The sequence below is a fragment of the Schaalia sp. genome, from assembly GCF_050312375.1.
Taxonomy (GTDB): domain Bacteria; phylum Actinomycetota; class Actinomycetes; order Actinomycetales; family Actinomycetaceae; genus Pauljensenia; species Pauljensenia hyovaginalis.
The window spans coordinates 1-20987 of record NZ_JBNOYB010000073.1; the positions used below are offsets into that span (position 1 = coordinate 1).

Annotated in this window: 19 protein-coding genes; 13 read left to right on the forward strand and 6 right to left on the reverse strand. The window is 68.1% G+C overall.

Annotated elements, in window-relative coordinates; translation table 11 throughout:
• The 9 genes from ACQY7V_RS05825 to ACQY7V_RS05865 all read left to right on the forward strand — a co-directional run.
• Nucleotides 1–860: DnaJ C-terminal domain-containing protein (locus ACQY7V_RS05825; RefSeq protein WP_428639312.1), on the forward strand; the 860-nt coding region annotated here is incomplete at its 5' end.
• Between the two features lie 8 nt (nt 861–868).
• Nucleotides 869–1411 (forward strand): heat shock protein transcriptional repressor HspR, encoded by a 543-nt coding sequence (locus ACQY7V_RS05830; RefSeq protein WP_235362244.1) that lies wholly within the window; start codon nt 869–871, stop codon nt 1409–1411.
• A gap of 127 nt (nt 1412–1538) precedes the next feature.
• Nucleotides 1539–2873 (forward strand): MurT ligase domain-containing protein, encoded by a 1335-nt coding sequence (locus tag ACQY7V_RS05835; RefSeq protein WP_428639313.1) that lies wholly within the window; start codon nt 1539–1541, stop codon nt 2871–2873.
• Nucleotides 2870–3628 (forward strand): type 1 glutamine amidotransferase, encoded by a 759-nt coding sequence (locus ACQY7V_RS05840; RefSeq protein ID WP_428639315.1) that lies wholly within the window; start codon nt 2870–2872, stop codon nt 3626–3628. Before ACQY7V_RS05835 ends, ACQY7V_RS05840 begins: the two co-directional genes overlap by 4 nt.
• Before the next feature lie 174 nt (nt 3629–3802).
• The gene (locus ACQY7V_RS05845) at nt 3803–4639 is read left to right on the forward strand and encodes a hypothetical protein (protein WP_303773529.1); all 837 of its coding nucleotides are present in this window, start codon (nt 3803–3805) and stop codon (nt 4637–4639) included.
• A 129-nt stretch (nt 4640–4768) separates the two neighbouring features.
• Nucleotides 4769–5230, forward strand: coding sequence for a YbjN domain-containing protein (locus ACQY7V_RS05850; RefSeq protein ID WP_303773531.1), 462 nt, complete (start codon nt 4769–4771; stop codon nt 5228–5230).
• Nucleotides 5230–5802, forward strand: a complete 573-nt coding sequence (locus ACQY7V_RS05855; RefSeq protein WP_235362236.1) for a YbjN domain-containing protein — start codon at nt 5230–5232, stop codon at nt 5800–5802. The genes ACQY7V_RS05850 and ACQY7V_RS05855 overlap by 1 nt, the downstream gene beginning before the upstream one ends.
• A gap of 258 nt (nt 5803–6060) precedes the next feature.
• The gene (gene clpB / locus ACQY7V_RS05860; protein WP_428639318.1) at nt 6061–8709 is read left to right on the forward strand and encodes an ATP-dependent chaperone ClpB; all 2649 of its coding nucleotides are present in this window, start codon (nt 6061–6063) and stop codon (nt 8707–8709) included.
• 336 nt (nt 8710–9045) lie between these two features.
• Complete coding sequence (locus ACQY7V_RS05865) at nt 9046–9858, forward strand: serine hydrolase domain-containing protein (protein WP_428639320.1); 813 nt, start codon at nt 9046–9048, stop codon at nt 9856–9858.
• A 93-nt stretch (nt 9859–9951) separates the two neighbouring features.
• Here ACQY7V_RS05865 and ACQY7V_RS05870 read toward each other — a convergent pair whose 3' ends face one another.
• Nucleotides 9952–10749 (reverse strand): exodeoxyribonuclease III, encoded by a 798-nt coding sequence (locus ACQY7V_RS05870; protein WP_235362239.1) that lies wholly within the window; start codon nt 10747–10749, stop codon nt 9952–9954.
• A 4-nt stretch (nt 10750–10753) separates the two neighbouring features.
• A complete protein-coding gene (locus tag ACQY7V_RS05875) occupies nt 10754–13186 on the reverse strand; it encodes a hypothetical protein (RefSeq protein WP_303773535.1) in 2433 nt (810 codons plus the stop codon).
• A gap of 527 nt (nt 13187–13713) precedes the next feature.
• On the opposite strand from ACQY7V_RS05875, the gene ACQY7V_RS05880 reads away from it, so the two are divergent.
• The gene (locus ACQY7V_RS05880) at nt 13714–14487 is read left to right on the forward strand and encodes an SDR family NAD(P)-dependent oxidoreductase (RefSeq protein ID WP_303773537.1); all 774 of its coding nucleotides are present in this window, start codon (nt 13714–13716) and stop codon (nt 14485–14487) included.
• Between the two features lie 92 nt (nt 14488–14579).
• On the opposite strand, the gene pyrE is transcribed toward ACQY7V_RS05880, so the two are convergent.
• From pyrE to ACQY7V_RS05895, 3 genes are all read right to left on the reverse strand, one after another.
• Nucleotides 14580–15149 carry an orotate phosphoribosyltransferase gene (gene pyrE, locus ACQY7V_RS05885; protein WP_235361488.1) on the reverse strand — a complete coding sequence of 190 codons (570 nt, stop codon included), beginning with the start codon at nt 15147–15149 and terminating at the stop codon, nt 14580–14582.
• 91 nt (nt 15150–15240) lie between these two features.
• A complete protein-coding gene (locus ACQY7V_RS05890; protein ID WP_235361487.1) occupies nt 15241–16065 on the reverse strand; it encodes an HAD-IIA family hydrolase in 825 nt (274 codons plus the stop codon).
• Between the two features lie 106 nt (nt 16066–16171).
• Nucleotides 16172–16681, reverse strand: coding sequence for a PH domain-containing protein (locus ACQY7V_RS05895; protein WP_154476044.1), 510 nt, complete (start codon nt 16679–16681; stop codon nt 16172–16174).
• 58 nt (nt 16682–16739) lie between these two features.
• Between ACQY7V_RS05895 and ACQY7V_RS05900 the strand changes: the two genes are divergently transcribed.
• Together ACQY7V_RS05900 and fbaA are read left to right on the forward strand one after the other, a co-directional pair.
• Nucleotides 16740–17453, forward strand: coding sequence for a TrmH family RNA methyltransferase (locus ACQY7V_RS05900; RefSeq protein WP_428639325.1), 714 nt, complete (start codon nt 16740–16742; stop codon nt 17451–17453).
• Between the two features lie 132 nt (nt 17454–17585).
• Nucleotides 17586–18602 carry a class II fructose-bisphosphate aldolase gene (gene fbaA, locus ACQY7V_RS05905; RefSeq protein WP_235361485.1) on the forward strand — a complete coding sequence of 339 codons (1017 nt, stop codon included), beginning with the start codon at nt 17586–17588 and terminating at the stop codon, nt 18600–18602.
• Between the two features lie 211 nt (nt 18603–18813).
• Here the strand turns inward: fbaA and ACQY7V_RS05910 are convergent, their stop codons facing one another.
• Nucleotides 18814–19341: a hypothetical protein gene (locus ACQY7V_RS05910; RefSeq protein ID WP_303774417.1), complete on the reverse strand. Its 528-nt coding sequence runs from the start codon at nt 19339–19341 to the stop codon at nt 18814–18816.
• Between the two features lie 400 nt (nt 19342–19741).
• Here ACQY7V_RS05910 and ACQY7V_RS05915 point away from each other — a divergent pair, with 400 nt between their 5' ends.
• Nucleotides 19742–20929, forward strand: coding sequence for a hypothetical protein (locus tag ACQY7V_RS05915; protein WP_154476062.1), 1188 nt, complete (start codon nt 19742–19744; stop codon nt 20927–20929).
• Nucleotides 20930–20987 lie beyond the last annotated feature (58 nt).

A 20987-nucleotide genomic window follows, 5' to 3' on the forward strand; every position in this document is an offset into this window, starting at 1 on the left:
AACTCTACGCGGTCCTCTCCGATGCCGGGCAGCGCAAGCAGTACGACGCTCTGCGCGCCATGGCCGGCGGCGGGGCCCGCTTCTCAGCGGGCAGCGGGGCCGGAGGGCCGGATCTGTCCGATCTCTTCGGCGCCTTCGGGAATTCGGGTTTCCGGATGAACTTCCCCCCGGGGGCCTCGGCCTCCGCCCAGGGGGCTCCCGATCTCAACGACATCCTTTCGGGGATGTTCGGCGGATCGGGCGGGTCCCCCTTCGGCGCTCAGGGGTACGCGGGCTCGCCCTTCGGGCCGGGCGCGGGCACGCCCCGTGCGCGCAAGGGCGAGGACCGGCGCGCATCGACCCGGATCTCCTTCCGGGAGGCGCTCGCAGGTACCGAAGTCTTCATGACGATCAACGGCAAGCGCCAGAAGGTCCGCCTGCCGAAGGCGGTCAAGGACGGGCAGAAGATCCGTCTGCGCGGCAAGGGGCATCCCGGGGTGAACGGCGGTCCGGCCGGCGACCTCGAGGTGACGATCCACGTGGATCCCCACCCCGTGTTCGTCCGCGACGGCGACGACATCCGCGTCGTCGTCCCCGTGGCCTTCACCGAGGCCGCTCTGGGCGCGAAGGTGGAGGTCCCCCTCCTCGACGGATCGACGGTGACGGTGAAGGTCCCCGCCGGAACGCAGTCCGGCGCCCTGCTGCGGGTCCGCAAGCGCGGCGTCGAGACCGACAAGCGCAAGGGCGACCTCATCATCGAAGTCCGCGTGCAGGTGCCGACGGCGCTCGACCGCGAGCAGAAGAAGGCCGTCGAGAACCTCGTCGCGCTCTTCGCTGATGAGGATCCGCGCGCCGATCTCCTCGAAGCGGCGAAGGAGTAGACATGCCGATGCGCCCGACGGGATCGCATGATTCGCCGCTGACCTTCGTCATCTCGGTCGCGGCGGAGCTGGCGGGGATGCATCCGCAGACCCTGCGCCAGTACGACCGGCTCGGCCTGGTGTCCCCGGCGCGCGCGAAGGGCCGAGGGCGCCGCTACACGAAGCGCGACATCCAGCGCCTCCAGGACGTGCAGCGCATGAGCCAGGAGGAGGGCATCAACCTGGCGGGCATCCGCAGGATCCTCGAGCTGGAGCGGCGCGTCGAGCAGATCGAGGCCGAGCGCGATGCGCTTCGCGACCGTCTCGAAACCCTTGAATCGCGTCGCAACCGTGTCTTCGCCGCATCGTCGAGCGGCGAGGTCTCCCCGATTCGTCGCGGACAGCGCCCGTGGGCCCAGGACGCGCCCGCCGGCGGCGGAGAGCTCGCCGTGTGGAGCCCGTGGCGGGTCGCATCGGATGCCTACCGGGCGGGCCGCAAGGTCCGGGCCGTCATCGAGGCGGGTCCCAAGGGCGTGCGCGTCATCGACGCGAGCGTGTCGATCTCGTCCTGATCGTGTTGTTCGAGCGAGGGCGGGGACGCCCTCAGGGTCCCCGCCCTCCGCTGCGCGCAGCGGGGATTCAGCCGTGTCAGGGCGGTCCGGATGAGAGTCCGGACGCTCGTGGGGCTAGTGTGAGCTCATGACTTCTGCGACCCCTGATCGCTCGATGAGCATCCGCACGCGGCTCGCCGTTTGCGCTGGACGGACCGCGGCGGCCGCCTCCCGAGCTCTCGGCCGGGGATCGGGCGGAATGATCGGCGGCGCGCTCGCTCTTCGAGTGAACCCCGGGGTGCTCCGCGAATTGGCCGCGCCGATGCGCTCGGTCATCGTGTCGGGGACGAACGGCAAGTCGACGACGACCCGGATGGTGCGCGCGGCCCTGTCCGCCTGCGGAACCGTCGCCTCGAACACGAACGGCGACAACATGACCTCCGGCGTGGTCACCGCCCTCATGAATGAGCCGGGGGCCGCCCTCGCCGCCCTCGAAGTCGATGAGATGCACGTGCCGATCGTGGCGCAGGACGTGCGCCCGGACGCCCTGGTGCTCCTCAATCTGTCGCGCGACCAGCTCGATCGCGTCGGGGAGATCGGCTCCGTCGAGCGCAGGCTCCGCGAGGCCGTGAATGCTCACCCCCAGGCGGTGATCGTGGCGAACTGCGACGATCCCCTGATCGTCTCGGCCGCCGCTGATGCGAAGAAGGTCGTGTGGGTGGCGGCGGGCGCCGGTTGGGGCGGCGATTCGGCCGCGTATCCGCGCGGCGGGAGGGTCGTCCGAGAGGGGCCCTCCTGGCATCTCGTGCCCTCCCGCCCGGGCGAACCCCTGCCCGAGCTGCGTGAACGGCCGCTCCCCGACTGGCGTCTCGAAGACGTCGAGCTGCTGGCCGAGGGCGCGAAGGGGCCGCGCGCGCGCCTGATCGGGCCGCAGGGCCTCGCCCTCGACCTTCATCTCCAGGTCCCGGGGCGGGCGAATCTGGGCAATGCGGCCCAGGCCCTCGCCGCGGCTCACGCCCTGGGCGCCGATCCGCAGGCCGCGGCGAAGGCCGTGTCCGCGGTCGCCGAGGTCGCGGGGCGCTACTCGGTCCACGACGTCGAGGGCAGGCTCGCGCGGATCATGCTCGCGAAGAACCCCGCCGGCTGGCAGGAGGCCATGTCGATGGTGGATCCGCGCATCGCTCAGGTCGTCATCGGGGTGAACGGCCAAGTCCCCGACGGCCAGGATCTGTCGTGGCTGTGGGACGTGGACTTCAGCGGGCTCATCAAGGGGCGGGACAGTGTTCCCCGGGTCATCGCCTGCGGCGAGCGCGGCGCGGACCTCGCGGTGCGCCTCGAGTACGCGAATGTCCACTGCGAGCTCGTCTCCACGCCGATGGAGGCCCTCGCGCGCTTGGAGCGGGGTCGGGTCGAGGTACTGCTCAACTACACGGCCCTGCGCGATTTCAAGGCGATCCTCGACGCGAGGGAGAAGAACAAGTGAGCGGCGAATCCGTCCTGCGCATCGGGGTCCTCATGCCCGAGGTCCTGGGCACCTACGGCGATACGGGGAATGCGATGATCCTCGCTGAACGCGCCGTGCGGCGCGGTATTCCGGCCGAGGTCGTCCAGGTCGGCCTGTCCGATCCGATCCCCTCCGAGCTCGACCTGTACACCCTCGGCGGGGGCGAGGACGCGGCGCAGTCCCTGGCGGCCCGGAAGTTCCGCGAGGATCCGGGCATGTCCCGCGCGCTCGAGGCGGGGCGCCCCCTCCTGGCGATCTGCGCGTCCTTGCAGGTTCTCGGGCTGTGGTACCGGGATGCGCGCGGGGAGCGCGTCGAGGGCATGGGGGTCCTCGACATCACGACCGATCCGCAGGGGGCGCGCTCCATCGGCGAGCTCGTCACCGAGCCGCTTCTCGAGGGACTGTCCTCGCCGCTGACGGGTTTCGAGAATCACGGCGGCGGCACGCTGCTCGGTCCGGATGCGCGTCCCCTCGGGCGCGTCCTCGCGGGTGTGGGCAACGGTCGCCCGGAGGGGGCTGAAGCGGGTCCGATCGCCTACGACGGCGTGGTGCAGGGCTCGATCATCGCGACCTACATGCACGGGCCGGTCCTCGCGAGGAATCCGGAGCTCGCGGATCTGCTTCTGGCGCGCGCGATCGGCGCCGATCCAGCTCCCCTCGATGTTCCCGGTGTGGCGGAGCTGCGCGCCGAGCGCCTCCGCGATGCGGGTGCCGAGGGCGGGGCCGTGCGCTGATCGCCGGTGGCGGGGCCTTCGTCTTCCCCCGTCGGCGCCTGAGCCCATCCGGCCGCGCGGCCGAGAGCGGGCGATCCTGAGATCCTGCGGCGTTTTCAGGGTCCTCCCCGGGGGCGGGTCCGTTTCCCGTCCGATAGGCTGAGGGCGACACTTTCGCCGATCCCGGGAGGACTGATGGCACCGCAGATGGATGATGAACCCCGTTACGGACAGCGCTCGTCGGAGTCGGAGCCGTCGGCGGCGCCTTCGCCGAACGGAAACGGGGGCGCGGCTTCGCCCTCGAGCCCCCAGACGACCCCGTGGCCGCAGTACGGAGCGGTGAACGCCCAGGCCGGACCTGCTTACGGGAGCTACCCGGGAGCCCAGGCTCAGCCGGGCGCGCAGGCTCCCGGCGCGGATTCGCCTTTCGTGGCTCAGGGGTCGGCGGCTCCGCACGCGGCTCCCGCCAACGGCCCCCAGGCGTGGGCGGCCGGCTATCCGGCGCCCGCGCTCAAGCTCCCGGGCCGCGTGGGCCCCGTTCTCCTCATGGTCATCGGCGTGATCGTCGCCGTGATCGTCGCGCCGATCGCCCTCGTCGTGGGCACTCTCGGCGGGATGAACATGTCGTCCCTCTTCGACTCGATGGTCCCGGTCTCCTCGGGCGACACGGTGCTCGTCGACCAGTCGGGGACGTACATCGTGACCGCGCAGTCCGGCGACATCCGCGCCTGCGAGCTGAGCTCTCCGACGGGCGTGGCGCCGATGGAGCCGGTGGGATCGGGGGCCTTCGTCGCCTCGAATCTTGAAGAGGGCGCGTACATCCTCGAGTGCCAGACGGAGGGCGCGACTCGGATGGTCGGCATCACCGGCATGTCGGTGGACACGATCGCGGGCGCCGGCCTGACGGGTCTGCTGGTCGCGACCGTGGTCGGTCTGATCGGCCTCGCGATGCTCATCGGCGGCATCGTGTGGATCGTCATCGTCAACCGGCGCCGCAGGGAGATCCTCGAGCGTTCGGGATTCAGGCGCTGAGACTCGCGCGGATCGTCGCTTTCGCGCGTTCGGACATCGAGGCGGCTGCTCAGCAGAACTGAATCTCCCAGCGGACCGAAGACGCCCGCGGCTCTGGCTATGATTGACGAGTAGCGAGGAAAGAGGTGAATGATGGGTACGGAAAACGGCGGCGCCTCCCTTCCGGGGGCGTCCTCCGCGGTCGCTCCGGTGACCCAGGAGCGCTTGAAGGCCATCCTGGATTCGAAGAACTGGCACTGGTTCGTCGATAACGAGGGCGATCTCGGCGGGATCTGGGACGGGAACACCTTCTTCTTCATGCTCGTCGGCAAGCAGTCGACGATCCTGCGGGTTCAGGGCAATCTCAACCGCCGCCTCTCGATGGAGCGCCTCGATGAGGTGCGTGAATTCATCCTCGAGTGGCATCGCGACAGGCTTTGGCCGACGGCCGCGCATCACATCACGGATGACGGTGACCTTCGGATCGAAATCGACCATTGCATCGACTGGGAACACGGGGCGAGCGATGCGCAGCTCCTCCAGCAGATCGAATGCACCCTCGGCACGGGCAACCAGTTCTTCGAAGCGCTTCTCGAAAGGGTCGGTGAGTAATGGGCATCTTCGGTTGGCTGTCCGATCGTTTCGGGGAAGCGGATCGCAAACTGTCGAGTGCTCCGCAGGGGGCGCCCGAGGCTCCGACGCCCCCCTCCTCCGGGGACGTTCTGGAGACGCTGGCCCGTCGCTCCGACGGTCTGAGCGTGCCGACGGTGGAGCGCCTCGGGCTCCTCTTCGACGCCAAGGAGTGGAAGTGGGAGCTCGACAAGGACGGTGACATCGCCTCGGGCTGGGACGGCTCGATGTTCTACTTCCGCATGGTCGGAAAGCAGAAGGAGATCTTGAACATCCTCGCATTCCGGCGCGGGCGGATCGAGCGCGAGCTGCGCAATGATCTTCTGCTGGCGATCGAGGACTGGCATCGGGCGCACCTGTGGCCGAAGGGTTACTTCCGCGACAGCGAGGGCGACACCTTGGAGGTGTGCGCGGAGGTCAATGTCGATTTCGAACAGGGGGCGACCGACGAGCAGCTCCTTCTGCAGTGCCGCTGCGCGATCGGGACGATCCTGCAGTTCTTCGAAGACATCGATCAGCGTTTCGGCGTTCCGGAGGAGTCCTCCGACTCCTGAGAACCGCAAGACGAAGCAGGTCAGGTGCCCGTTGGTGAACGGGCGCCTGACCTTTTTTCATCATGTCCCGGCAGTTTCCGGCGGCTTTGGGTATCTTCCGGCGGTTTTCGCTCGCTTCCGGCCGGGTTTGTGCGCATTCCCCGCGACACTCAGAGTTGAGCGGAGTACACTCAATATCAGAAAGTTGAGCTGAAGAGACTCAAGGCTGTGGCCTTGGGTCCGGAGTGCGTCGGGAGTCCGACGCGTAAGGAATGCACGATGACGAAGGAATTCACCACCAAGGCCCAAGAAGCCGTCGCCGCCGCGATCGACGCCGCCCGCGCCGCCGGCAACCCCAATGTCGAAGCGATCCACCTCCTCGAAGCCCTCCTCGAACAGGCTGAGGGGATCGCGAACTCCCTCATCGACTCCGTCGGAGCCGACCGGCGCACCATCGGGGCGCGCACCCGCAACGCCCTCGTCGCCCTCCCCGCGGCCCAGGGGGCGAGCGCCGCCCAGCCGCAGACCTCGCGCGCCCTCGTCGAGGTCGTGAGCGGAGCGCAGAAGCTCGCGAGCGACGGAGGTGACGCCTACGTCTCGACCGAGCACCTCCTCATCGCGCTCGCCGCATCGACGGGAGAGGCCGGGAGGATCCTCAGCGAAGCTGGCGCGAGCGCCGACGCGCTCAGCGCCGCGCTGAAGAAGCTGCGCCCCGAGCCCATCACCTCCCCCGAGCCCGAAGGTTCCTTCGAAGCCCTTGCCAAGTACGGCCGGGACCTCACCGAGGTCGCCCGCGAGGGCAAGCTCGACCCCGTCATCGGCCGAGACTCCGAGATCCGCAGGGTCGTCCAGGTGCTCTCGCGCCGCACGAAGAACAACCCCGTCCTCATCGGCGAACCGGGCGTCGGCAAGACCGCCGTCGTCGAGGGCCTCGCCCAGCGCATCGTCGCCGGCGACGTGCCCGAATCCCTGCGCGACAAGCGCCTCGTCGCCCTCGACATCGCCTCGATGCTCGCGGGCGCGAAGTACCGCGGCGAATTCGAGGAGCGCCTCAAGGCCGTCCTCTCCGAGATCCAGCGCTCCGACGGGCGGATCATCACCTTCATCGACGAACTCCACACCGTCGTCGGCGCGGGCGCCGGATCCGAAGGGGCGATGGACGCGGGCAACATGCTCAAGCCCATGCTCGCCCGGGGAGAACTCCGCATGGTCGGAGCGACGACCCTCGACGAGTACCGCGAGCACATCGAGAAGGACCCCGCCCTCGAACGCCGCTTCCAGCAGGTCTTCGTCGGCGAGCCGAGCGTCGAGGACACGGTCGCGATCCTGCGCGGCATCGCCCCGAAGTACGAGGCCCACCACAAGGTGACGATCTCCGACGGGGCGCTCGTCGCGGCCGCCCAGCTCTCCGACCGCTACATCACCGGACGCCAGCTCCCCGACAAGGCGATCGATCTCATCGATGAGGCCGCATCCCGTCTGAGGATGGAGCTCGACTCGAGTCCCGTCGAGATCGACGAGCTGCGGCGCCAGGTCGACCGCCTGCGCATGGAGGAGTCTTACCTCGCCGAATCCGACCCGGATCTCAAGGATGAGGCGACGCAGGAGCGCCTCGGCAGGCTCCGCGCCGACCTCGCCGACAAGCAGGAGGAGCTCACCGCCCTCACGAGCCGATGGGAGGCCGAGAAGGCCGGGCACAACAAGGTCGGCGAGCTGCGGGTCCGCCTCGACGACCTGCGCACCCAGCTCGAACTCGCGATCCGCGAGAACCGCTGGGAGGAGGCCGGCCGCCTCCAGAACGGCGAGATCCCGGCGATCGAACGCCAGATCGGAGAAGCCGAGGCCTCCGCTGAAGCCGAGGAATCCCCGCAGGCCCCGATGATCGCCGAGAAGGTCGGCCCCGCGGAGATCGCCGAGGTCGTCGAGTCCTGGACGGGCATCCCCACGGGCAAGCTCCTCCAGACCGAGACCGACAAGCTCCTCAACATGGAGGCGGAGATCGGGCGGCGCCTGGTCGGGCAGCGCAAGGCCGTCAGCGCCGTCGCCGATGCGGTGCGCCGCTCGCGCGCGGGCATCGCCGACCCGAACCGGCCCGACGGCTCCTTCCTCTTCCTCGGGCCGACCGGCGTCGGCAAGACGGAGCTCGCGAAGTCGCTGGCGGAGTTCCTCTTCGACGATGAGCGGGCGATGATCCGCATCGACATGTCGGAGTACTCCGAGAAGCACTCGGTTGCGCGCCTCGTCGGCGCCCCTCCCGGGTACGTCGGATACGAGCAGGGCGGACAGCTCACCGAGGCCGTTCGTCGCCGCCCCTATTCGGTGATCCTCCTCGACGAGATCGAGAAGGCGGATCCCGAGGTCTTCGACATCCTCCTCCAGGTGCTCGATGACGGGCGGCTCACCGATGGGCAGGGGAGGACCGTGGACTTCCGCAACACGATCCTCATCCTCACCTCGAACCTCGGCTCGCAGTTCCTCGCCGACCAGAGCCTGTCCGAGCAGGAGCGCTCCGAGGCGGTGATGGAGCTGGTCCGCCGCAGCTTCAAGCCGGAGTTCCTCAACCGACTCGATGAGACGGTCATGTTCGAGCCCCTCGGCGCCGACGAACTCGCCGGGATCGTCGACCTCATGGTCGCCGAGTTCGGCCGCAGGCTCGCCGACCGCAGGATCACCCTCGAAGTGTCCGAGCCCGCCCGCGGCTGGCTCACCCGCGTGGGCTACGACCCGGCGTACGGCGCGCGTCCGCTGCGCCGCGTCATCCAGAAGGAGATCGGCGACAGGCTCGCGAAGATGCTCCTCGCGGGTGAGATCGCCGAGGGCGCCCGGGTGAAGGTCGACATCGACGAGGCCCTCGACGGTCTCGTCATGACGAGCGGCTCCGGTTCGGGCGACGACTCCTGCGAGGAGGTCGAGGGCCTCCTCGGCTGAGCGGTCCCGAGGCCGCCACTCCGGCTCGGGCGGTGGCCGGGGAGCGCCCTAAGTGGTTGGTTCGGCGGTGATCGTCGGAGGTGGCTGGCTTGGCGGTGATTGCCGGATGTGGTTGGTTCGGCGGTGATCGCTGTACGGCCGGGGCGGGAGGATCGGCGGACTCCGCCCGCCCCGGCCGAGAGCATCACCTTCGTCCGCCGAGAGCATCACGTTTGTCCATCGAAAGCATCACGTTTGTCCATCGAAAGCATTACCCGCACTCGCGATTCACCCAGGGACCGCAAGCGCTCCGGACGGCTAGGGTGGGCGCCAGGTACCCCAACGGAAGGACCATCCGTGACGCTCATCTTCGACTCCCCGGTCGATATCCCCTTCGCGCACGCCTACGCCCTCGTCGCCCGCGGCGATCGCCTCGTCGAGGTCGGTCAGACGTACGAGGTCCGCCCTCTCGCCTCGGTGACGAAACTGTGCACCTCCTGGTCCGTCCTCGTCGCAGTCGAGCGCGGCCTCCTCTCCCTCGACGATCCGGCCGGCCCCGAGGGCGCGACCGTCCGCCACCTCCTGGCTCACGCTTCCGGACTCCCCTTCGAATCGCGCGAGGCGCAGTTCGCGCCCGGCAAGCGCCGCGTCTATTCGAACGCCGGATACGAGGTCCTCGGCGACCTCGTCGAAGAGGCGACGGGCACTCCCGTCGGCCGCTGGGTCGAGGAGACCCTCTTCGAGCCCCTCGGCATGTCGAGCGCGGAGGTCCCCGGAACCCCCGCCGCCTCCGGACTCGGATCCGTCGAGGATCTTCTCGCCCTCGGAGAGGAACTGCTCCATCCGAGTCTCGTCTCCGCCGAGCTGGCGCACGAGGCCCGCACGGTCCAGTACCCCGAGCTCGCGGGTGTCGTACCCGGGTACGGCCGGCACGCGCCGTGCCCGTGGGGGCTCGGCCCCGAGATCCGAGGGGCGAAATCCCCCCATTGGACCGCGCCCGACGCCCCGCCCTCGACCTTCGGGCACTTCGGCGTGTCCGGGTCCTTCCTCTGGGTCGATCCGGAGAACGAAGCGGTGGGGGTATTCCTGGGCGAGCGCGATTTCGGGTCGTGGCACAAGGAGAATTGGAGCGTCCTCAATGGCGCCCTCCTCGACCTCGTTACTCGCTGAGCGCGGTTCCGGCCTCGGCCCGGCCGACGTTGTCGGCTTCGCTCCGGTGAGCGGTTCCGGCCTCGGCCCGTTGCGCGGGACCGGCGTGAAGGATCAGCCGGCGACCTCGATGATCAGCGGCACGTGGTCCGAAGCGCCCTTCCCCTTACGCTCATCGCGGTCGATCTCTACCCCGGACACGGTCTCGGCGAGCGCGGGCGAAGCGTACGCGAAGTCGATCCGCATCCCCTCGTTCTTCGGGAAGCGCAGCTTCTGATAATCCCAATACGTGTAGTTCGTGACGCGTTCGCGGCTCACCTCCTCCCACCCATCCTCGGCGAAGGCGAAGAAAGCGCGGCGCTCGAGTTCGGACACGTGAGTCTTCCCCTCGAAGGCCGCCATGTCCCATACGTCCTCGTCGAAGGGGGCGACGTTCCAATCGCCGACCAGCGCGATGCGCGCACTCGGATCGGCCGCGAGCCACCGGGCGCCCTCGGCCTTGAGAGCATCGAGCCAGGCGAGCTTGTAGGCGTAGTGCGGATGATCGAGCTCGCGCCCATTGGGTACGTAGAGGCTCCAGATCCTCGTCTCCGCGCCATCGGCCTGGCAAACGGTGACGCCGAGCGCGCGGGCCTCGAGGGTCTCAGGATCTCCGAAAGTCGGCTGACCCGCGAAATGATCCTCGACGTGAAGGATCGGCAGGCGCGAGGCCACGGCGACGCCATTCCACTGGTTGAGCCCGTGGATCGCAAGGCTGTACCCGGCCGCTTCGAAGGGCTCAGCGGGGAACTGCTCTGGCTTGCACTTGATCTCCTGCATGGCGAGGACGTCGACACCGGAGCGCTCGAGGAATGCGATGACGCGGTCGACGCGGGTGCGGATCGAGTTGACGTTCCAGGTTGCGAATCTCATGGAGTCAGCTTAGGGAAGGATCCTGGGGGCGGCCCGGTGAAGGCGGAGGGGCGATGCGCTCGGGCGCCGAGGGCGGGGCGCTGACGCCGTGAGAGGGGGACTGGAGGTTCGGCGCAGGCGCGGGTTGCGGGTTCGGCACGGCTTGTGGCCTCGGCATGGGGTTCGGCGCGGGCACGGGGTGCGGCATCTGCCGAGGGCGGGCCCCGTCCTCGTCGAAGGCGGCGAAGAGCCGCGTGTATGCGAGGGACAGGAGGAAGCAGATGAGGCCCGCCAGGAAGAGGGCTCCGATTCGCGTCAAGGAGTTCTGCGCCGCCAGGTCGATCAGGGCGATCTTCAGGACGCCGACGAGCACGGTGATCAGTCCGAGGAATCGGAGTCTCCTGGCGTGCAGGGTGAGTCCTATGAGGATGCACAGCGCGGCGGCGAGGATGAGGGCGATGTCCGAGATCCACGAGCGCGCGCCTTCCGGGGCGAGCATCGTGAGGACCGTGAGCGTCGGGATGATGATGACTGCGCCGAAGGCTGATCCTCCGGCGTCGAGAGCGGCGATGGGGCGGAGCATCCGAGCGGTGAGCGAAGCGAGGATCACCGTGAGTGCGGCGAGGACCCCCGTGTGAACATCGAAGGAGGAGGGCCGGGATGAGAAGACGTCGATGATGGCGGAGATGACGATGAGGAGGCACACGGCCCCGGTGATGAGGAGCGGGGCGGCGGGCGCGCGCAGACGCGTTGCGGGTCCAGGGTGTGTTGCGGGGAGTGCAAGGCCCGGATGGGCTGCGATGCCTGCGGAAGCTCCTGGCCTCGGATGCGCCGTCGGGTTCAGGGCGCCCGGAGCGGCGCCGGCATTCGCCGCAAGGGTCGTCGAAGGCGCGACTGCGGGAAGCGCCCGGGGGCAGATGCGGGCGCCGAATCCCGCGCCGGCGAACAGTTCTGCGGGGCCGAGCGCGTTGCTCGGCAAGCCCGAGAGGATGAGGAGGCCCACGGCGCCGAAGAGGCAGATCCACATCGCGGTCATCCTCCACGCCCCATCGATCTCGAGAAGGGAGAGCGCGCCCTGAACGGCTCCCGTCAGATGAACGAGGAGAACGATCCCTTGAGCCCAAGCTGCCGCGCGGGTGAGGGGGCCGGGGGATGAGGTGAGCGTCCGTGCAGCCCCGTTCCGTGTTCTTCGGGCGAAGACGTCGACGAGAAGCGAGGCCGTCATGATGACGACGAGGAGGACGATTCCGACCCCTTCGCTCACCCAATCCCTGCCGAAAAGGGGAAGGAGCAGCGGAAAGGATATGAGGGGGAGGGTGAGCGCGTGCCCTCCCCGCCCTGCGATGACCGCCGGAATGGCTGTCGCTGCGAGAACGAGGACCATGGCGGCGATTTCGAGGAGGCTGCGTTCGCCGAGCGAGGCGCGGACGATGACGATGAGGAGAACGGCTGCGCTGAGGCCGTGCGCGGCGGCGGCTCGGGGATCGGGGCGCATCGGGAAGGCGGCGGACAGGAACGAGCAGAGGAGGATCCCGATGAGAAGGAGGAGGACTGCCGCGAAGGCGGCCAGCGGCGCAGAGCCGATAGTCGCGGGGAAACCCGTGGATTCTACTTCCCAAGCGGAGATCCTGAGGGCGGCGCCTCCGAGGAGGAGGGGTATCGCGATCCAGATCAGGGACCATTCCCTTCGGCGATCACCGTCCTCGGCGGCCCGGGTCACGAGAAGGGCCTGCATGAGGAGGAGAACCCCGAAGAGGGAGTAGACGGCAGGGGTGATCGCCACCTTCGCCTGCGGGACCGTGTCGATCGGGAGACGCAGGAGCGCCCAGGCTGCGAGTGCGAGAACAGGAAGGAAGGAGGCCGGTCTTGAAGCAGCGGAAGTCCGGGTCGGCGAGGAACGGAAGGTGATCCCCGTCAGGATGAGGAGGTGGATGAGAAGGGCGATCGTCGCGAGATGCGCGGAAGCCGGTTCGCGGTCCGCGTAGAAGACGATGAGCTCGATCGTCGAGATCCCGCCGAGGGCGGCGATGATCCAGGTGAAGGGGTTCCGCGTCAGTGCGCCCAGGGCGTACATGATGATTCCCCAGACGATGAGGAGAAGCAATCCGCTCATCGCATTCGCGAGAACGCCGAGGATCGCAGCTCCGATGATCGCGACGAAACCGAGCCCTCCGCCCATGCCCAGGAGCGTCGCGGCGGGAACCGAGCGCCGCCAACTGCTCGATCCTTCGCCGGGCATCCGCGAGAGCACGGTTCCCGCGAGCGTGAGGACGAGGGCGAGGAATCCGACGAATCCGACCTTCGCGGCATCTGGGATCGAGTTCCAGAACAGGGCGATGAGACTGGCGCCCGCGAAGAAGATGAGGAGCGCGGAGGCGATCGAGAGCGCGTAGGCGCCCAGACGGGACTCGCTGGTCCTTCCGGTCGGCGGCGGGGAAGGGGGTGCGTCCCTCAGCACCGCATCCGCTGGCGCGGTCGCAGAGAGGGGACTGCTCGGAGCCGTCCGTGGAGCCGTTGCTCCGGGACGCGCCGGTGCCGGGGACTGCATCCACGGCCCCGTGGGTTGCATCCACGGGTTCGACTGCTGCGGGGCTTGGGCCGACTGCTGCGGGGCGGGGCCCGGTGGGGTTCCCGGAGCACGGGGCGCCGGGACTGATGACGCGGGGGCAAGGGGCGCAGGGGAGGGGCTTTGCGCTGCGCGGGAGTCGAGGAGGGCGGACAGGCGGGCGAGCTCGAGACCGAGTCGTTCAACCTCCCGTGCGAGGCCCTCCAAATCCGGGCGCTGCGCAGTCCCTTCATCGGCTCTCGATGTTTCTCCGGGCGAGGCCGGGGACATGGAGCCGTCGAGCGGATCATGCACGTTTGTCCTCCTTCATCGCGAGTAGGGGGATCATATCGTCCGCGCCTTTCATCAAGGGGAGGCAGGGGCGGAGCCTGTGAATATCCCCGAGCGGCGCTCACCCCGGGGCCCGTAGGATTGAGCGCATGGGAACAGCATTGATCACGGGTGCGACCTCGGGGCTCGGCGAGGAGTTCGCCTGGCAGCTGGCGGCGGCGGGGCACGATCTCGTTCTTGCGGCCAGACGCGAAGACGTGCTGCGCGCTCTTGCGGAGCGCCTGCAGTCCGTTGCGGGCGTTCGAGCCGAGGTGATCGTTGCGGACCTGTCGACGCCGGAAGGCTGCGCCGCGGTCGCGCGTCGGATCGATGCGCCCTCCGATGCGCAGACGCCGCCGATCGGCCTCCTGGTGAACAATGCGGGCTTCGGACTCGGCAAGCCCTTCCCGGACAACGACCTCGAGGCGGAGCTCAACGGCCTCGACGTCATGGTGCGAGCCGTCATGGTGCTCTCGCATCACGCGGTGCGGGCGATGCGCGCTCGCGGTCGGGGCGCGATCCTCAACGTCGCCTCGGTGGCCTCCAGGACCGGTGCGGGCACCTACTCCGCTCATAAGGCGTGGGTCGTCGCTTTCACGGAGGGATTGTCCGAGGAGCTGCGCGGCACCGGCGTCACGGCGACGGCCGTGTGCCCGGGGCCCGTGCGGACGGCGTTCTTCGAGAAGGCGGGGGTCGATATGACGCGGACCCCCGGAGCCTTCATGGCCGAACCCGAGGAGGTCGTGTCCGAAGCGCTGGACGCGGTTCGCGTCGGCCGGGTCCTCGTGACTCCGACGCCCGTCTACAAGGCGGCGATGGCGGCGATGAAGCTCATGCCGCGCTCCGCGGTCCGCGCGGCGATGCGCGGCGTCCCCCATATGTGACGGGATCGGCGCCCCTGCGCGCCTTGGGCGGTGTTGTCGACGTCAGACCGACGGCGCCGGCCGTGAGGAGCGCAGCGGGAGCCGAAGGCGATTCAGACGAGGCCGAGGTCCTCAAGACCGAGGGCGTAGAAGTACGGGAAGCCCTCAGCCTCGATGCGCTCCTTCGCGCCGGTCGCACGATCCACGATCACCGCGACGGCGACGACCTCGGCACCGGCTTCCTTGAGGGCGGCGGCGGCTTCAAGCGGAGACCCGCCCGTGGTCGAAGTGTCTTCGAGGACGACGACGCGCTTGCCCGTCACATCAGGTCCTTCGATGCGGCGCTTCATGCCGTGGTCCTTCGCCGCCTTGCGGACGACGAACGCATCGAGGTCGAGCCCGCGCGAAGCGGCGGCGTGAAGCATCGCGGCCGCAACAGGATCGGCGCCCATGGTGAGGCCCCCGACGGCCACGTACTCCTCCCCGGGGGTGAACCCGGCTTCTTCGAGGAGGTCGAGCATGACGTGGCCGATGAGGGGGGCGGCCTCATGGTGGAGCGTCGCGCGGCGCATATCGACGTAGAAATCGGATTCGCGGCCCGAAGCGAGCGTGACCTTCTCGTGGATGACCGCCAGCTCCTTGACCAGTTCGGAGAGGCGTGCCTTGTGCGAGTCGTTCGTCATGGCTCCAGCGTACAAGAGCGCACAAGGGCGAAGGTCCGAGGAGACACGGGGCGCACACCGACAGGCGCGCGCCCCCTGCTGGTCGAAACCCTCACTCGCTCACGGCCTCGACGAGTTCGATGAGCTCTCCGATCCCCTCGTGGATTCCGAAGGGGCGGTACGGGTACTGCTCGACTTGCTCGAGCGAGGTCGAGCCCGAGAGGACGAGGTGCGTGCGAAGCCCCGCTTCGACGCCCGCCTGGATGTCGGTGTCCATGCGGTCGCCGACCATGGCCGCGCGCTCGGAGTGCGCGCCGATCTTGTTGAGGCCCGCGCGGATCATGACGGGGTTCGGTTTGCCGACGAAGTAGGGGCGTTTGCCGGTGGCGGCGGTGATCATCGCGGCGATCGAGCCGGTGGCGGGCAGGGTCCCGTCATCGGAAGGGCCGGTCACGTCGGGGTTCGTCGCGATGAACTTGGCGCCGGATTCGATGAGCCGGATCGCGTTCGTGATCGCGTTGAAGTCGTAGTTGCGGGTTTCGCCGAGGACGACGTACTCGGGGTCCTGGTCGGTCATGATGTAGCCGGCCCCGTGCAGAGCGGTCGTGAGCCCGGCTTCGCCGATGACGAAGGCCGTGGAGTCCGGGGACTGCTGCGAGAGGAATGCGGCGGTCGCGTTCGCGGAGGTCCAGATGTTGTCCTCGGGGACGTCGAGCCCCGAACGGGCGAGCCGTGCTGCCAGGTCGCGGTTGGTGAAGATCGAGTTGTTCGTCAGGACGAGGAAGGGGTAGCCCTTGCGGCGCAGCGCGTCGAGGAATTGTTCAGCGCCGGGCAGGGCGCGGTTCTCCTTGACGAGGACGCCGTCCATGTCGGAGAGCCACGCGGAGACCGGCGGCATCTCGGTGAGGGGCTTCGGCGCGTTGTTCATTGTCGTCATGCCCCCATCGTAGGCGCGCGGAGGCGTCGCGGTCATGGGGTCGTCGTGATCGCTTCGCCTTCGCCCCTCGCGCCGCGCGGCCCTGAGAACGGGCCGATGGGCGGCGTCATTCCGGGTCGGCGTCCACGGCGCCCTGGACGTCGTGGAAGAGGAGGTTGGTGAGCTCGAGCTGGACCATGTCGACGCGCGGGACGTCGATGAGGACGAGGGGGTCGTCCGCGCTGGTCTGCAGGGTGAGCGTGCCCGCGCCGAAGAGGCGGTCCACGAAGTCGCGGTCCGAGGCGATGTCGGAGATGCGGCTGAGCGGCAGGTCGTGCCCCTTACGGTTGAGGATCCCGTGGCGGGTGATCATGCGTTTGGAGGTGAGCGTGTAGGTCGTGGTCGACCAGCGCATGAAGGGGATGAGCAGCAGCGGGATGCTTGCGACCAGGACGACGGCCCAGACGAAGGCGTGCGAGAAGGGCGCCCATTCGGCGGGGAGGAAGTACGAAGCCAGGGCGCCGAGGGCGATGAGGAGGATCTCTGCGAGGATGCGGGGGAGGATCGCTTTGATGTGCGAGCGCATCTTCCGGACGATGACTTCATCGGCGGCGAGCCGCAGGTTGCGTGTGGACATGCCTCTATCGTGCCAGGCGATCGCCCGTGCGGCTATCGTCAGGGGCGTGGATGCGGTGATGGACGAGGGCGGTGTGGAGAGATTGAGCGCGGCGGAGGGAGGGACTCTCGGTGAGCCCGGGGCCCGGGTGCGGGGCGTCGGCCCGTGGCGGGGCCCGTTTCCCGATGACCCTCGTCTCGATCCGGAGCTTCTCGCCCTCGGCGATCATCGGAACGTCGAGGACCGGTACCGGTATTGGACGATGGAGGCGATTCGGGAGGATCTGGCGGGCAGGAGCTTGCCCTTCGAGGTCGCGGTGGAGAATCTCGGGCACGATTTCAACATCGGGTCGATCGTGAGGACGGCGAACGCCCTGGGTGCGCGCCGCGTGCACATCGTCGGGCGCAGGCGCTGGAATCGGCGTGGGGCGATGGTGACGGATCGTTATCTGCCGGTCGATCATGTGGGGACGGCGTCGGAGCTCGCGGATTCGTGCCGTGAGCGGGGGCTGGTCCTCGTGGGCGTGGATAACGTCGAGGGCGCTGCGGCTCTCGAGTCGGTGAGGCTGCCCGAGCGCGCTTGTCTGGTCTTCGGTGAGGAGTCGGGGGGTTTGAGCGAGGAGATGATCGCGCAGTGCGAGCTCGTCGTCGCGATCACGCAGCGCGGTTCGACGCGTTCGATGAATGTCGGGCATGCGGCGGCGATCGTCATGTGGGCGCATTCGGCGGCTCTGGCGGCTGCTCGGCCGTTTCCGGGTGAGGGCGGGGCTCCGGGGATTCACGGTGTGGTCTAGGTAACGAGGGCGGGAATCCTGCCATTCGTGATCGACGAATGTGCAGCGATTCGGGACCTCCATCCTCATTGAGGTTCCTCCGGTGTGGGAGAATCGTCGGTGACAATTGTGTCGCTCGATTAGGAGGCTCCTGTGCCTATCGCAACCCCTGAGGTCTACGCCGAGATGCTGAATCGCGCGAAGGAAGGCAAGTTCGCCTACCCCGCGATCAACATCACCTCTTCCCAGACCGTCACCGCCGCAATCCAGGGCTTCGCCGAGGCTGAGTCCGACGGCATCATCCAGGTGTCCGTCGGCGGCGCCGAGTACGCCTCGGGTTCGACCATCAAGAACCGCGTGACCGGTTCGCTCGCCCTCGCCGCTTACGCGACTGAGGTTGCGAAGAACTACGGTGTGACGATCGCCCTGCACACCGATCACTGCGCGAAGCAGAACATCGACTCCTGGATCCGCCCGCTCATGGAGATCGAGGCCACCCAGGACCTCCCGACCTTCCAGTCGCACATGTGGGACGGCTCGGCCGTGCCGCTCGAGGAGAACCTCGAGATCGCCAAGGAGCTCCTCGAGCTCTCCGTCAAGGCCAAGACCATCCTCGAGATCGAGATCGGCGTGGTCGGTGGCGAAGAGGACGGCGTGGTCGGCGAGATCAACGAGAAGCTCTACACCACCACCGAGGACGCCCTCAAGACCGTCGAGGCTCTCGGCCTGGGCGAGAACGGCCGTTACCTCACCGCTCTGACCTTCGGCAACGTGCACGGCGTTTACAAGCCCGGTCACGTCAAGCTCCGCCCGGAGATCCTCGGCACCATCCAGGAAGAGGTCGCCGCGAAGGTCGGTTGGAAGAACAACCGCCCCTTCGATCTCGTCATGCACGGCGGCTCCGGCTCCTCGGCTGAGGAGATCGCGCTCGCGGTCGCCAACGGCGTCATCAAGATGAACGTCGACACCGACACCCAGTACGCCTTCACCCGCCCGGTCGTCGAGCACATGTTCCGCAACTACGACGGCGTGCTCAAGATCGACGGCGAGGTCGGCAACAAGAAGATGTACGACCCGCGTTCGTGGGGCAAGTCCGCTGAGGCGGGCATGGCCGCGCGCGTCGTCGAGGCCTGCCAGCGCCTCGGCTCGGTCGGCACGAAGATGAAGTGAGCTCTCGCCTGTGGCTGAGCTGATTCACTGAATCGAACTCGATGGCCCCGCCGCGATTCCTCGCGGCGGGGCCATTGCATTGTCGCTGTGCTGTTAAGCGGGACTGTGCGGTGTCTGGTGCGGAATTCCTGAAAGCCGGTGCCGTGGGTGCGGTGAGGCGCGGGTCGCCGTGAACCGCTGTGGGGATCATTTTGATGGCCTGTCGGAGCTCCTATTCCTTCTTCGACAGGGTCTTCTCCATTTCTCGTCCTAGGGAAAGCAGGTTCTTGATTTCGAAGGGGGTGCTTGTTCCGAAGGGGTTGGGGGAGGAGGGGCTGATCGCGCTGCGGTATTCTCTCGGCCTGGCGATGAAGGAGATCCGCCCGTCGGAGGTCCGAAGGTCGAGGCGCACGCTTCCTGCTGCTCTGTCGGTTCCGTCCCTCAGCCTGCAGTGGAAGACTTCGCCGTTCATGAGGGCGTTGCCGTCTTCTCGGATTTCGATGCGCGTCCCATCGATCCGGACGATGTAGTTCTTCGTCAGTTTCTTCCGGATCCGCTTGACGATGAGCCAGCTGATGGCGACCGCCGAGAAGATCAGTGCGAGTGAGACGAGGGCGTGGGTGCGTGAAGCGAGGGCGGGGCGTGAGTAGAACGCTCCCGTGTGTGCGGCCAGCACGAGGGATCCGAATACTGCGGGATAGCTCAAGCCCATGATGGCGTCGTTTCTCGCCGTCACCGCCGTGAATTCGTACTGTTTCACAGGTGCTCTCCGAGAATCGATGTGGGGCGCTGGGATGGCGGAATGGGGCGGGTGCGAGCCGGTCGTGCGCATTCAGCGGGAGGCGCGGGGCTCATCCATGAGCACACACTAGCCGCTTGGTGCCGCCTCGCACCGAGGATCGTCTGGTCCCCTGGGAATCGCGGGTGCTTGCGCTCAGGCGTCCTTTCTCACGCTGAGATCCCCATCCGCCGCGGCGCGTCGGCCGTCCGGGTGGGCGAGGTCCTTCGGTGAGGGGTGGAGTTCCTCTTCGGAAGCGCCTCTGAATCCCCGCGCCGCTTCAGATCGAGGGAGACGGGCAGGGTTCGAAGGGTCCATCCCGTGACTCGGGCACCGAAACGTGATGAGATAAGAGCACCTCAATGTGGAAGGGTGGATCGCCATGGATCAGGAGTGGATTCGGGTCGAGGGGATGATCATCGGGCGCGACCTCGATCCCGCCGACGTCGCCGCGCAGCTTCGGGAACGGGCGGTGCTCGCGCAGCTCGAGTGGTTCCCGTCCTCGCCCCAGCTTCTCGGAGTCAATGTCGCCGTATCCGAGGATCGGGTCGTGCTCGTCATGGACGGCGAGGTGGCCGAGGGGCCGACGACCGGCGAGCTCGCCGCAGAACTCGCCGAACTCTTCGAGGCGGAGGTGCGCATCGGCTCCTCCAGCGTCGATCGTCTCCCCGAGGGGGAGTCGCCCTTGGGCGATTCCTTCGACGAGGAGGACCTGGACTTCGTCGAAGGGGCGAGCCGGGTCGTCGAAATCGGACGGACCCCGGCCTCCTCGGTGCCGCTCCTCGCCGCCTTGGAGGGCATCGATCTTGCGGACATCGAACTCGGTGACGGGCATCGCGCCCTGCTCGCGGAGCTGGAGGCGGATAAGGCCGGGTGGAATTTCGGTGAGCTCCCGCTCGTCACCCTCACGTGGTCGGACGGGGATCTTCAAGCCTTCCTCGTCACCGACGACCATCTCGAGCACGTCGTGACGCACAACTGGGGGATGGACGCCCTCGTCGTCCCGGGGGCACACGAGAGCGTCGATGAGCTCCCGGGGGAGATCCTCGATCTCGTGGGCGATCGTCCGGAGCTCGAGGCGATCGCGGCCGGCGTCCCCGGCGCGGACGCCGAGGCTCTTGTCGCTTCTGCGGAGTTGTCGGGTGAAGAGGCGGCTGCGGCGGTCGTGGCTGCGCTCGGGCTCCCCTCTCGGACCGTCGACTTCCTTCTGGGCAGGATCGGCGCGGGGGATGTCGAGGGCGCGAAGCTGCACCTGGCGAAGGGCATTTCGAATGCGATCGGGCGCAGCGTCGACATCATGCTCTCGGAGCCGGATTCTCCTGCCCAGCCGCTGTGGAGCACCTACCAGTCGGTCGCGGTCGAGAAGCCGTGGCTGGTGCGCACCCTCGCCTCCGTTGAGGCTGTGGCGGGGACGGCCCTGCTCACCCTCGCGGTGAGAGCGGATTCCCCGCGCTCCGGGTGGGTGAAGGCGGGCGGTGTTCTCGGCGCCTTCCTGCTGGTGGATTCCATCGCCGAGATCTCGCTTTCGAGCTATCTGCGCAAGCGTCACCTGCGTTCGGAAGGCGACTGAAGCCCTTCACCTTCTTGGGCAAAGGGGCGCCTGGACTCGTCGGAGTCCAGGCGAGTAT

What these genes read in the sequence shown, in the direction of transcription:
- ACQY7V_RS05855 (WP_235362236.1), top strand. Translation starts at nt 5,230, where the DNA reads ATGGGCATCTTCGGTTGGCTGTCCGATCGTTTCGGGGAAGCGGATCGC.
- ACQY7V_RS05850 (WP_303773531.1), top strand. Translation starts at nt 4,769, where the DNA reads ATGATGGGTACGGAAAACGGCGGCGCCTCCCTTCCGGGGGCGTCCTCC.
- ACQY7V_RS05830 (WP_235362244.1), top strand. Translation starts at nt 869, where the DNA reads ATGCGCCCGACGGGATCGCATGATTCGCCGCTGACCTTCGTCATCTCG.
- ACQY7V_RS05890 (WP_235361487.1), bottom strand. Translation starts at nt 16,065, where the DNA reads ATGACGACAATGAACAACGCGCCGAAGCCCCTCACCGAGATGCCGCCG.
- clpB (WP_428639318.1), top strand. Translation starts at nt 6,061, where the DNA reads ATGACGAAGGAATTCACCACCAAGGCCCAAGAAGCCGTCGCCGCCGCG.
- pyrE (WP_235361488.1), bottom strand. Translation starts at nt 15,149, where the DNA reads ATGACGAACGACTCGCACAAGGCACGCCTCTCCGAACTGGTCAAGGAG.
- ACQY7V_RS05870 (WP_235362239.1), bottom strand. Translation starts at nt 10,749, where the DNA reads ATGAGATTCGCAACCTGGAACGTCAACTCGATCCGCACCCGCGTCGAC.
- ACQY7V_RS05845 (WP_303773529.1), top strand. Translation starts at nt 3,803, where the DNA reads ATGGCACCGCAGATGGATGATGAACCCCGTTACGGACAGCGCTCGTCG.
- ACQY7V_RS05835 (WP_428639313.1), top strand. Translation starts at nt 1,539, where the DNA reads ATGACTTCTGCGACCCCTGATCGCTCGATGAGCATCCGCACGCGGCTC.
- ACQY7V_RS05880 (WP_303773537.1), top strand. Translation starts at nt 13,714, where the DNA reads ATGGGAACAGCATTGATCACGGGTGCGACCTCGGGGCTCGGCGAGGAG.
- ACQY7V_RS05915 (WP_154476062.1), top strand. Translation starts at nt 19,742, where the DNA reads ATGGATCAGGAGTGGATTCGGGTCGAGGGGATGATCATCGGGCGCGAC.
- ACQY7V_RS05895 (WP_154476044.1), bottom strand. Translation starts at nt 16,681, where the DNA reads ATGTCCACACGCAACCTGCGGCTCGCCGCCGATGAAGTCATCGTCCGG.
- ACQY7V_RS05900 (WP_428639325.1), top strand. Translation starts at nt 16,740, where the DNA reads ATGGACGAGGGCGGTGTGGAGAGATTGAGCGCGGCGGAGGGAGGGACT.